10 protein-coding genes, 1 pseudogene and 1 other annotated feature are annotated in these 12,172 nt (G+C 53.6%); of the genes and pseudogenes, 3 read left to right on the top strand and 8 right to left on the bottom strand.

Features of this window, described 5'->3' with window-relative positions; all coding sequences use genetic code 11:
• Window positions 1–50 precede the first annotated feature (50 nt).
• The 8 genes from OAN307_RS02840 to OAN307_RS27645 form a co-directional block, all read right to left on the bottom strand.
• Window positions 51–1,514 (bottom strand): mannitol dehydrogenase family protein, encoded by a 1,464-nt coding sequence (locus tag OAN307_RS02840; RefSeq protein WP_015498344.1) that lies wholly within the window; start codon window positions 1,512–1,514, stop codon window positions 51–53.
• The gene (locus OAN307_RS02845) at window positions 1,514–2,287 is read right to left on the bottom strand and encodes an L-iditol 2-dehydrogenase (protein WP_015498345.1); all 774 of its coding nucleotides are present in this window, start codon (window positions 2,285–2,287) and stop codon (window positions 1,514–1,516) included. The genes OAN307_RS02840 and OAN307_RS02845 overlap by 1 nt, the downstream gene beginning before the upstream one ends.
• The gene (locus OAN307_RS02850; RefSeq protein ID WP_015498346.1) at window positions 2,284–3,288 is read right to left on the bottom strand and encodes an ABC transporter ATP-binding protein; all 1,005 of its coding nucleotides are present in this window, start codon (window positions 3,286–3,288) and stop codon (window positions 2,284–2,286) included. Before OAN307_RS02850 ends, OAN307_RS02845 begins: the two co-directional genes overlap by 4 nt.
• 10 nt (window positions 3,289–3,298) lie before the next feature.
• Window positions 3,299–4,135 (bottom strand): carbohydrate ABC transporter permease, encoded by an 837-nt coding sequence (locus tag OAN307_RS02855; protein WP_015498347.1) that lies wholly within the window; start codon window positions 4,133–4,135, stop codon window positions 3,299–3,301.
• An 11-nt stretch (window positions 4,136–4,146) separates the two neighbouring features.
• A complete protein-coding gene (locus tag OAN307_RS02860; RefSeq protein ID WP_044043098.1) occupies window positions 4,147–5,085 on the bottom strand; it encodes a carbohydrate ABC transporter permease in 939 nt (312 codons plus the stop codon).
• A 165-nt stretch (window positions 5,086–5,250) separates the two neighbouring features.
• On the bottom strand, window positions 5,251–6,549 hold the full coding sequence (locus OAN307_RS02865) for an ABC transporter substrate-binding protein (RefSeq protein WP_015498349.1): 1,299 nt from the start codon (window positions 6,547–6,549) through the stop codon (window positions 5,251–5,253).
• 104 nt (window positions 6,550–6,653) lie between these two features.
• Entirely contained in the window at window positions 6,654–7,694 is a 1,041-nt protein-coding gene (locus tag OAN307_RS02870) for a LacI family DNA-binding transcriptional regulator (protein ID WP_015498350.1), read from the bottom strand.
• 170 nt (window positions 7,695–7,864) lie between these two features.
• Window positions 7,865–8,086, bottom strand: a complete 222-nt coding sequence (locus OAN307_RS27645) for a hypothetical protein (protein WP_144055487.1) — start codon at window positions 8,084–8,086, stop codon at window positions 7,865–7,867.
• Window positions 8,087–8,369: 283 nt separating this feature from the next.
• Here OAN307_RS27645 and OAN307_RS02875 point away from each other — a divergent pair, with 283 nt between their 5' ends.
• The 3 genes and pseudogenes from OAN307_RS02875 to OAN307_RS02890 all read left to right on the top strand — a co-directional run bounded on the left by OAN307_RS02875 (window position 8,370) and on the right by OAN307_RS02890 (window position 12,153).
• Window positions 8,370–9,530: an IS30 family transposase gene (locus OAN307_RS02875; RefSeq protein WP_015498351.1), complete on the top strand. Its 1,161-nt coding sequence runs from the start codon at window positions 8,370–8,372 to the stop codon at window positions 9,528–9,530.
• 434 nt (window positions 9,531–9,964) lie between these two features.
• Window positions 9,965–10,817: pseudogene (locus tag OAN307_RS25825) on the top strand (IS481 family transposase); the annotation flags it as partial.
• 50 nt (window positions 10,818–10,867) lie between these two features.
• Window positions 10,868–12,153 (top strand): IS3 family transposase gene (locus tag OAN307_RS02890; protein WP_085982877.1). Its coding sequence is split into 2 segments (ribosomal slippage): window positions 10,868–11,171 and window positions 11,171–12,153, totalling 1,287 coding nucleotides; the frame shifts between segments, so codons are not numbered across the junction.
• Window positions 11,164–11,280: a sequence feature (AL1L pseudoknot), on the top strand. (Overlaps the previous gene by 117 nt.)
• Window positions 12,154–12,172: the final 19 nt, after the last annotated feature.

Here is a 12,172-nt window from a genome sequence, read left to right on the forward strand (position 1 = left end):
CACCTCAACCGTTACCTGCCACGTTTGAAAGTGTTGCGCTGTCAGAACGATCAGCTTTTCAGATAGTCCTGCAGCGCAACCTCAGTACCGTCACGCCAAATCAGGTCAAGCCAACCCTTAAAACTGTCTGCGAAGCGTGCGTTTTGGCCAAGGTCGCCGTAGAATTTCCTCTGGTCAATCCAGACCTGAGGGGTGTCTTTGGCAGCTTGCGCTGCGGTGGCCAGACTGTCCCAAAATGGATCATTTGGCGCGATTTCGCCACCGTCTTCGCGTGTGCCGTAGCACATGCGCGCCCAAAGGGCTTCAATCAGTGCGAGCCCGTCTAAAGGCGTGTCGTGTGCAAGGGCATCCCGAATAATCGGATGCAGAAAACCTGCATGACGCGACGATCCGTCAAATGCGACGCGGCGTGTGGTGTCGCGGATTTCTCGGTTGGCAAAGCGGCGTTCGATCAGATCAACGTAATCTAGCGGCGTCATGCCTGGAACCGCAGCAACATGGGGCACAATCTCTTCGGTCAGGATCTTGCGAAACAAGCCTTGTATTAATGGATGCGCCATAGTGCCCGCAATTGTGTCGACCGACAACATTTCACCCGGTGTCGCGATGATCTGATGACCAGCGTTAAGCTGGCGAAGCTTCATCGTCTCAAACGCGTGGACATCATTTGTAAACGTTGCGCCAGCCTTGTCCCAGTCGGGACGACCGGCACAAAAATTATCCTCAATGACCCATTGGCGGAAATTCTCATGGGTCACGGGCGCAGCGTCTTCGACGCCGAATTCAAGCGCCAAGGCCAGTTCAGCCGGACCAGTTGCAGGCACGATACAATCAACCATCGCGTTCGGGAAGGTTACGTTTCGATCAATCCATTGGGCAAGGTCGGGGTCAATCAAGGTGGCGAGGCCAACGATAGCTTGATGCAGAATTTCACCGTTGCCTTGCAAGTTGTCACAGCTCTGGCAGGTGAACGGGCCAACATCAGCGGCGCGACGTTTGCCGAGGGCCGCAACGATGGCACCGAATGCCGTCATCGGCGTGGCCGGATTTGAAACGTCATGTTGGACGTCAGGGTGATCTGCATCAAAACTGCCAGCGCTGGATTGGTAATAGCCGCCTTCCGTGACCGTCAGGGCGACGATGCGTATTGCAGGTTCAGTCATATGCGCGATCAGGGGTGCGTTATCGGCAGCGATTGGGATGAACCCGATCATGGATCCGGTCACTTCGGCAGATTTTCCGGACGGGTCCAGTTCGATCAGTGTGGTCAGGCAATCTTGCGCCAACAACCGTTCGCGCTGTGCTGAATCGGCCGGACGGACCCCCGCGCCAAGAATGGCCCAGTCATGCGCCAGCCCAAGGTCCATCAAGCGGTGCAAATACCATGCCTGATGAGCGCGATGAAAATTGCCCAATCCGATATGTACGATGCCTGCGGATAGGTCCGCGCGGTCATACGAAGGCCCACGAACACCATCAGGTAGATCGGCCAAAGTCCCTAAATTCAGTTTCATCAACTCATCCATTGTCCGCCGTCGACGTTGTACGTCTGCGACACGATGTAATCGGATTCTGGCGATGCAAGGAAAATTGCCATGCCCGTCAAATCCGCTGGAACAGCAAAACGTCCCGCCGGAACAGAAGCCGCTACTTCGGCTTTTTTCTGCCCGGGTTTTTTGTTTTCTAGCTTGGCGAACATCGCATCGACGTGGTCCCAATGGTCACCGTCCACCACACCAGGGGCGATCGCATTGACGTTGATGCCATGGCGGATCAAATCAAGGCCCGCAGATTGCGTCATCGAAATGACCGCTGCTTTGGTGGAACAATACACCAGCACCAACGGTTCACCGCGACGGCCCGCCTGCGATGCCATATTGATGATCTTACCGCCGTGACCCTGTTTGATCATCAGCGCGGCTGCGGCCTGCATCGTGAACAACGTGCCCGCGACATTGACCGCATACAGCTTGTCAAAGCTTGCGCGGGTAATACCGACAGTTTCGGCGGCATCGAACAACGCAGCATTGTTGATCAATATATCGAGCTTACCAGCATGCGTCACAACAGACGCGATCCCCGCGTCAATGCTGGCCTGATCTGACACATCAATCTGGACAGGATAGGCCGATCTTCCCAACGCTTCTGCGGTCTTTTTGGCCGCCTCAAAATTGATGTCAGCAATGGCAACGGTTGCGCCTTCGGCAATAAAGCCTTCGGCGAAACCACGGCCAATACCACGCGCCGACCCCGTAATCAGGGCCGATTTACCATCCAGTCGTTTCATGTGATGCGCAAGTCCTGCGCGTCAAACTTGTGCAACTGGTCCATCTGCGGCGTCAGATAGATCGTGTCGCCGTGACGGGCTTCTATGTCGCCAGAAATGCGAACTGTCATCATGTCCATTACGCCCGTGTCGTGGACGTGAATAAACGTATCAGAACCGAGGTGTTCAGCAACGCCGACCTTGCCCTTCCACATGCCTTCGGTCTTTGAGACGGTCACATGTTCAGGACGTATACCAATGGTGGTTGCACTATGTTTTGCCGCCTCTGGTCCTTCAATCTGGTTCATCTTGGGCGAACCGATGAAGCCCGCGACAAACTTGTTATGCGGCGTGTGGTACAGTTCAAGCGGGCTGCCGACCTGTTCGATTACGCCCGCCCGCAACACGACGATCTTGTCAGCCATTGTCATGGCTTCGACCTGATCGTGGGTCACGTAGATCATTGTGGTCTTCAGCTTTGCGTGAAGTTCCATAATCTCAAGGCGCATGCCGACGCGCAACGCGGCGTCGAGGTTGGACAGAGGTTCGTCAAACAGGAACGCCGCAGGTTCGCGCACAATCGCACGACCAATGGCCACACGCTGGCGCTGGCCACCGGACAGCTGGCCCGGCTTGCGGTCCAAATAATCAGTGAGGTTCAGCGCCGTCGCTGCCGCTTGGACCTTGGCGTCCTGCTGGGCCTGCGGCATCTTCGCCATGCGCAACGGAAACGCGATATTCTTGCGCACGGTCATATGCGGATACAAAGCATAAGACTGAAAAACCATCGCAAGGCCGCGTTTGGCAGGCGAAATTTCGGTCACGTCTACACCGTCGATGCTAACGTTGCCGCCAGACGCTTCTTCGAGACCCGCGATCAGGCGCAGCAGCGTGGACTTACCACAACCGGACGGGCCAACAAACACAACGAACTCGCCATCTTCGATGGTCAGGTCCAAGGGGGGGATGACTTCAGCGTCGCCAAAGCTCTTGGTGATTTTATTGAGGGTAACGCTTCCCATGATCCGCTCCTTATTTCACTGCGCCGAAGGTCAAGCCTTGGACCAATTGTTTCTGGCAGAACCAGCCCAATACGATGATTGGCCCGACCGCCGCTGTTGAGACCGCTGACAAGCGACCAAAAAACAAACCTTCCGGGGCACGGTTGCCCTCGATGAGTTTGGACAGGGTTGCCGCGTCGATTGTCGTAAGCCGAACCGTCCAGTACGCCTCATTCCAGCAAAAGATAAAAGTGAGCAGCGCCGTCGATACGATCCCACCCCATGCAAGTGGAATAAGGATTTCCTTAATCTCACCCCATGTGTTCAGACCATCCATTTGGCCCGCTTCGATGATGTCTCTGGGGATGTCTTTGAAGTAGGTGAACAACATCCAGATCACGATTGGCAGGTTGATCAGGCAGAGGACGACGATGACCAGAAAATGGGTGTCAAAGACGCCCAGAACGTTCTTTGTCAGGAACGTCATCGGGTACAACACGGCCGCCGCCGGAAGCATCTTGGTGGACAACATCCACATCAGGATGTCTTTGGTTCCGCGTGTCGGATTGAACGCCATTGCGTATGCACAGGGCACACCCACCACCAACGCGAAGGCCGTCGCGAAAACCGACGTGATGGCCGAATTGGTCGCAAAGCGCCAATAGTCATAGTTTTCGGTCATGTTGGCATAATTTTCCAACGTCGGCGTGAACGAGAACAGGAATTCCGGCTTCACCGCATCCGCGTCCGTCTTGAAACTGGTCAACACCATATAAAAGATCGGGAAGAAAAAGATCAGCGCGACGATCCACGCCACGGTTGGCCATGCGATCTTCGAGAACCGAGAAGTCTGTGCAACGATTGCCATGGTCTGTCCCCTTATTCCATCAACGTCTTACCAACCATGCGCAGCAAAAAGATCGCTACGATGTTGGCTAGAATGACTGCGAAAATACCTGTGGCGCTTGCGGCACCGATGTTGTTGTTGGCGAATTCACCAATCAGATAAGGCAGGTTTTTGTTCCCATTGCCGCGACTGACAATTTCAATCTCTGCATAAAGTGACAGATGGAAAATCGCCTGAATCATCACCACAATCGCCATAGGCCGGCCAAGGTGTGGCAGCGTCAGGAACCGGAATTGCGACCAGCGACTTGCACCATCCAGGATGGCGGCCTCTTTTTGCTGTTGGTCTTCGGATTGCAGCGACGTCATGAAAATCAGCACTGCAAAGGGCGTCCACTGCCATGTCACCATCATGATAACGGCGATGGATGACGTTTGCGTGGCACGGAACGATATCGGTTCGAACACCGGCCACATATTAAAGAACCAGCCGACGATAGGCGCATCGCGCAGACCAGAAATCAGACCGTTGATGTTGTCGATTGCAATTCCTTGCAGACCCAGAACCGGATCAAGCAGCATGTTGATCCACAAAACAGCGTTCACAGCGGGCATCACGAAGAAAGGTGAAATCAGCAACACGCGCACGATACCCCGACCCGGGAACGAACGGTTAATCAACACGGCGATCAACACACCCAAAACAACGGTCAGCGTCAGAATGCTTGTCACGATGAAAATGCTGTTTTTGACGGCGAACAAAAAGTCTTTTGAATTCAGAACGAATTCGTAATTGCCAAAGCCGCGCCAGTTGGACCACGATGGCGACGTCCATTCAGGACGAACGGAACTGTTGAGAACGTATCGGATAAACGAATAGAAAAGCGTCAAACTCAGCGGGACAATCATCCAAATCAGCAGCAGGATAACTGCCGGCGTCTGGAGAAGGCGTGGGATTGTTCTATTGGCCATGGCGTCAGGACTTTCAACTTGTTGAAAAGCGCGTGGGTTATAGCGCTGCCGTCAGTCAACCAGTATTCTGGAAATCAGGCTCATCAAACGGCAGCAATCAGAAAATTTTACAAAAGATAGAGGAACCCGACGACAATGGCCGGGTTCCTCCGAAGTGTGACCAGCTTATTCGTAGTAGCCAGCTTCACGCATGATCGAGTCAGCAACAGCTTGGCCAGCTGCAAGTGCGTCTTCGACAGATTTCGCGCCGGACAAAGCCGCTGCGATTTCTTGTGAAACAGCATTGCCCACTTCTGGGAACTCAGGGATCGCAGCAAACTGAACGCCAACGTATGGCTTCAGGTCTGTCGCTTCTGGTGCCGCAGAATCGATCGCCGCCATTTCAGCTTCTGCGAAAGGTGCAGCTGCCAAGAACTCAGGGATCTGATATGTAGATGCACGTGTCCCTGTTGGAACAGAACCCCAACCGAAGTCTGGGTGGTTGCCAACAGCTTGGATGTACTCTTTGGATGTTGCCCACTCGATGAAGTCGTGCGCAGCCTCAGAATTTGGCGAACCTGATGGAACAGCCATTGCCCAAGCCCAGAGCCAGTTCGCACCAACGGGATTACCAGCGTTTGGCGACTGTGCGTATGCAACGCCGTCAACTGTCAGGAAGGACGCAGCGATTGTCGCATCGATCCACAGACCACACTTGCCTTCGTTATAAAGCGCGAGGATTTCGTTAAAGGAGTTACCTTCAGAACCTGGAGGGCCGTATGTGCCCAGCAGTTCAACATAGAAGCTTACTGCAGCGTTCCACTCAGGTGTGTCCAGTGTTGGACGCATGTCCGCATCAAACCAAGACGCGCCAAAGGAGTTCGCCATTGTTGTGACGAATGCCATGCCGTCGCCCCAACCTGGCTTACCGCGCAAACAGGCACCGTAAAGGCCGTTGTCTGGGTCATGTATGGCAGCTGCTGCTGCCATGATGTTGTCCCAGCTGTCGTTGTCTTCGATTGTCACGCCTGCAGCGTCCGTCAAATCCTTGCGGTACATCACCATCGAGGATTCACCGTAGAACGGAGCCGCGTACAATGTGCCCTCGTGGGACAGACCATTGCGCATCGCTGGCAGCATATCATCGATGTCATAATCGTCGCTGAAGTTCATTGGTTCGATCCAGCCAGCAGCGCCCCAGATTGGTGCTTCCTGCATGCCGATGTTGATGATGTCGTACTGGCCGCCACCTGTGGCGGTGTCGGATGTAACCTGCTCGCGCAGCACGCCTTCTTCCAAAGCGACCCAGTTCAGAATAACACCGGTTTCTTCGGTGTAGGCTTCTGCAACAGATTGCATGTTGATCATGTGACCGTTGTTGACGATCGCAATTGTCAGTTCTGCTGCATGACCGTCTGCGGCAGCGATGCCAGCAGTTAGGCCAAAGCTAACCGCAGTGGTCAGTAACGTTTTTGTAATAGACATTGAAGTCCTCCCTTTTACACGTGTAAAGCGTGACGCTGCGGAAGCCCCAAGTCAAGAGAGTTTATTTTCTGCTCAATTTCTGCGCTGCGGCATGAAATTTCAGACTATGCGGATTCGCGCAATTTCAGGTTTCCATCAAACAATGTGATTTCGGGGGTGTCATTCGTAACTTCCCCTCGAATGATCTGCAACAGCCGCGAAACTGCTTTCTTACCAATCGCATCGGTATTTTGCGCCACCGTCGTGAGTGCGGGGCTAAGATACGGACACAGTGGATTATCATCATGCCCAGCAATCCGAAGCCCGCCCTTGGTTGCGCTCCCCGGAACAAGACCATGCCGCGCCGCAGCACGAATTGCCCCCACCGCAACACGGTCATTAGTACACATAATCGACCGGTCCATCAGGCGGCCGCGCGCAAATTCCGCACCAAGAACGGCCTCACCATGTTCCTCGTAAAGCCAACTTTTTTGAATCAGTTCAGTCCCTATGATTTCGGGTACAAAGCCCAATTCTTTTGACTTATCCATGTAGGCCTTTTCGCGTTCCAGCGCATTGAAGTTGGACCCCCGCGGCATAGCAAGAAGGACCGGTGGTTCCCCGACCCGACACAAATATTCTGTAATAAGACCAGTGCTTTGGACATGGTTTGTGCCAACATAATCAACGTTTGGCATTGTCTTGGGGCGCGAATCCACCAAGACAAACGGCAGCCGCGATTTCAAGCGCAGGTGGACCTTTTGATCGCTGTGATCACCCAAAGGCATCACAACGGCACCGTCTACACTCATCGACATAAACGTCTCAGCGGCGCGCGCTTCGATCGCGGGATCGGAATGCGAACACAGTGTAATGACTGTCATGCCCGCCTCCATCGCTGCAATCTCAATGGACTCCAGCAACTTATTGAAAAACAAGTCGTTCAGGTAGGGAATAATGACGCCAATGATGCCCGTCGACTTGCGATTCATCCGTGTGGCAAAGAAGTTCGGAACGTATTCAACGCGCTCCAGACCCTCTTCAATCCGCTTAACGGTCTCCGCTTTAACTCGGCTCGGATCCTGAAAAAAGCGTGAAAGTGTCGGCCGCGACACTCCAATCGCGACAGATAATTCACCCATAGTGTTGATGCGCGGCTTCATCATAATTTCGTTCCTCCAACTTGAGTTCGCTTACCATAAACAGCGCCCAACGCATGTCGTTATATTTTTACACCTGTAAAATACTAAGTCAAATCTTTTACATGTAAAGAACTCCACGATGGCAATCAGGCCAGTGGTTGCGCCCATCAATGGAACTTTGTCGAATTTGGGTCTCAGGTATGCAGCACTGTCGCATTCGTATTGCCACCCCTCAGCACCTCTACGCGCCGCAATGGCTTGCTAACATGCATGCTCAGGCACACTCGCCATTTCATCGCGTAGCCCACAACCGTGCCCGGCGATGAGTTCAGGCGGGCAAGTACGTCCTGATATTTCGTGTAGGCCTCACCCAGTGTCTTTGCTTGATCTAACTTACGCTTGAGTTCAGCCAGCAAGTCCTGCCCCTGTCGCGCAGCTAGCTTATTCCTCTTCGCCTCATCCCACTAATCAAGTCAGGGAGCATGGGCGGGTCAACTGCCCGACAGTGAGCTGGAAGTACACGAAAGGGGATCAGAAGGTGCAATGGACCTTTTAATCCTTGGTAGCGAGTGGCGACTGATAGTCACTCACCACAGATCCTGTGATCTACCGCAAGGGCATTCCAAAAAGCACTTTTAACTGTGGTTTCAAAGGGTCGTCGCAACACTTTAATCTTTTTGGAAAGATGGAGTGTTTATTATGAAGTATCGCACACGGACGTCTTATACGGACCAACAGAAGTCTGAGATGTGGGATCGGTGGCAACGCGGTGATTCAATGGGCTCGATTGGCCGTCACTTCAATCGTGCGTCGTCGTCTATTTTCCCTCACTTGGTGCGAACTGGTGGGATCCGCCCCGCTGATCGCGCGCGGTCGCAATGTGCTTTGAGCCTCATTGAACGGGAAGTGATTTCCCGTGGGCTTGTCACAAAGCAGTCGTTTCGTCTCATCGCACAAAACCTGAACCGGTCACCTTCGACGATCAGCCGAGAGGTTCGCAGGAACGGCGGGCGACAAGCCTATCGTGCAACTCCTTCAGACCAACGCGCTTGGGACTGCGCAGCGCGGCCCAAATTGTGTAAGCTCTCATTCAACGATCCTTTGTGCCACTTGATAGCGCGAAAGCTGCGTCGGAAATGGTCACCGCAGCAAATCGCAGGCTGGCTCAAACGCAGATATCCTGATGAAGAGCAAAATCGCGTGTCACACGAAACGATATATCGCAGTCTCTATGTCCAAACTCGCGGGGTTTTGAAGAAGGAATTGCAGGAATGTCTGCGCAGTCCACGTGCGATCCGACGCTCCCGGCATGCCACTCAGAAGGGACTTGAGTTACGCAAAATCAAGAATGCTGTTTCAATTAGCGAACGCCCAGCAGAGGTAGAGGATCGTGCCGTTCCGGGGCATTGGGAGGGCGATTTAATCGCGGGATCGAACAACAGCTACATCGCAACGCTTGTGGAGCGCCATTCCCGTTTTGTGATGTTGGCCAAAGTCACGAACAAAGACACCCAGAGCGTGACGACAGCCTTGATCAAACAAGCACGAAAGCTTCCCAGAGAACTCTACAAATCCCTGACTTGGGATCGTGGATCAGAGATGGCGGGGCATCGAAAATTTACCGTTGCCACAAATATCGATGTCTATTTTTGTGATCCTCAATCTCCGTGGCAGCGCGGCAGCAACGAAAATACCAACCGCCTTCTCAGACGGTGCTTTCCCAAAGGCACCGATATATCCGGATTTAGCCACGCTAAGCTCAGCGCTGTCGCACGCCAACTTAACGAGCGACCAAGAAAGACCTTGCAATACCATACCCCAGCAGAGAAACTTGAAGCCTGTGTGGCAGCGACCCATTGAAACCGCAACGTTGAGCAACCGTTGGCACGGCATTCCAAGTAATCTCAGGGATAAACTAATTAGTCGGGGAGCCAACTTCAGGGCGCGGTTGTACTAAGACCAGTTCTTCGAACGCTAAATCGGGGCGGCAGGTTTGACTATGAAGGCCACTTCCCTACCGGTATCGCAACATGGATCCCGACAGTCAGCCATTTGTGCAACAAAGCCATAACGACCGCCAAAGCTGAATGGCTAATTCCGTCCTCCGGACGCGAATATCCGCACCCAAAAAATACCTCATATTATTCGTAACTTAACACTTCTGGATCTTTAGAAGGTCAAGTTGAACCATACTTAGAGATAGTCCTACTTTTTCGACCAGTGTGCAACCTTGCTAGGTTTTTGATCCCCTGGTTTGATGGTGCGATCTATTCTTTGGAATGGAAGGAAGCATTATGGGACAAATACGTCATGGCTGCGCCACGACTACGCACGCCATCAGAGCAACAATACAGCGATCGCAAGCTACGACCGCAGCTTTGAGTCGAGAACTTGGTATAAATGTCAAAACGGTCTCCAAATGGCGCAAGCGCAAAACTGTAGAAGACCGCAAGACTGGCCCCACGGACCCCAGTTCGACCGTTCTCAGCGCGGGGAAGAGGCGATGATCGTCTCTTTTCGACGTCATACGCTCCTACCGCTGGATGATTGTCTTTATGCCTTGCAGCCAACTATCCCACATCCATTGCCCGGCAGTTGCTTGCGGAGCAAGCAATGAGAGGGGGACGCGATCTTCCCTGCATCGTTGTTTGCAACGGCATGGGATATCCCGACTGCCAGATATGGAGGGCGACAAGCCGAAACGACAAAAGTTCAAACGCTATCCGATCGGATATTTTCATATCGACATTGCAGAGTTGCGCACCAACGAAGGAAAACTTTATCTCTTTGTTGCCATTCATTGCCCGGCAGTGAATCGCAAAGCGATGTCACGAGAGGGACCGAACCAGCAAGTTTGCCGTGGCACGGCTTGTAGAAAAAGCAAATCGCAAGACGGCCTGGGAGTTCCTGGAGGCTGTGCTGAAAGCGGTGCCATACAAGATCCACACAATTCTGACGGACAAGGGCATTCAATTTTGTGAGCAACCACGTAACCGGAACACACCATATTCGCGGCCTATGCGGTTCGACATGATCTGCGATGCCAACAGGATTGAGCACCGGCTGACCAAGCCCAACCATCCATGGACCAATGGCCAGGTTGAGCGGATGAACCGCACGATCAAGGACGCAACAGTCAAGCTATATGAACCGGCCCGGCTTTACCGGAGGGCAAAACTCTCGGAGAATTGCCCGTTATGGAACAGACACAAAAGAAGAAGACCTCGAAGCCGTATTCACCTGAGTTCCGCGAGCGTGCGGTTCGGCTGCTTATGGAACACCGCGATGAATATCAGAGCGAAGCTGCGGCGCTGACGGCGATCGCGGGTAAATTGGGTTGTTCGCCGGACAGCCTTCGCGTTTGGGCCCGTCAGGTCCAGCGCGATGGCGGCGAACGGCCAGAGCCTACCAGCGCTGAGAAGGCGCGGATCAAGGAACTTGAGCGTGAGAACCGCGAACTGCGTCAAGCCAATGAGATTTTGCGTAAGGCGTCGGCGTATTTTGCACAGGCGGAGCTCGACCGCCCGTTTCGCAAATGATGGATTTCATTGCGGAAAGCCGAGAGACACTTGGGGTCGAGCCAATCTGCAGGGCGCTGCAGTTTGCCCCTTCCACTTATTATGACCGGCGCGCCATCGCGCGTGATCCTGAGCGGGCGTCAGCTCGTGCCAAGTCTGATGCCGCTCTGAGCGTCAAGATCGACGGGGCCTGGGCGGACAACTGCAAACTCTACGGAGCCCGAAAGATTTGGCATGTTCTGCGACGGGAGGGTGAGGATGTTGCCCGCTGCACTGTGGAGCGGTTGATGCGCGCCTTGGGCATCAAAGGCGTCGTTCGTGGCAAGAAGGTCATTACCACGAACCCGGACACGTCTTTGCCATGCCCCCCTCTCGGCAGATTTGCTTTGCAAATCGCCTGCCAGGCAATGGACGACAAGGTGAACCGCCTGTTCAAGGCGGATCGGCCAAACAAGCTGTGGGTTTCAGACTTCACTTACGTGCCCACATGGTCAGGGACAGTCTACGTCGCGTTCGTGATTGATGTCTTTGCAAGGCGGATCGTAGGCTGGCGCACATCGACATCAATGAAGACCCAATTCGTGCTCGACGCGTTGGAGCAAGCAATCTGGCAAAGAAAAACACCAGATAACAAGGCTTTGGTCCACCACTCGGACCGCGGATCACAATACCTGTCGATCAAGTATACCGAGCGCCTGGCCGAGGCCGAAATCGATCTCTCGGTCGGAACCGTCGGTGATGCCTACGACAATGCGCTGGCCGAGTGCGTCATCGGCCTCTTCAAAACCGAAGTCATCAACCAAATCGGTCCATGGAAATCGATGCGTGAGGTTGAGTGGGAAACGCTGAAATGGGTCGATTGGTATAACAACCGCCGCCTGCTCGGCCCCATCGGATACATCACACCCGCAGAAGCAGAGGAGGCGTTCTATGCAAACCTGAACAAACTCGATATGGTCGCCTAGTCATTGAATAAATCACCCT

Source organism: Octadecabacter antarcticus 307 (assembly GCF_000155675.2).
Taxonomy (GTDB): Bacteria; Pseudomonadota; Alphaproteobacteria; order Rhodobacterales; family Rhodobacteraceae; genus Octadecabacter; species Octadecabacter antarcticus.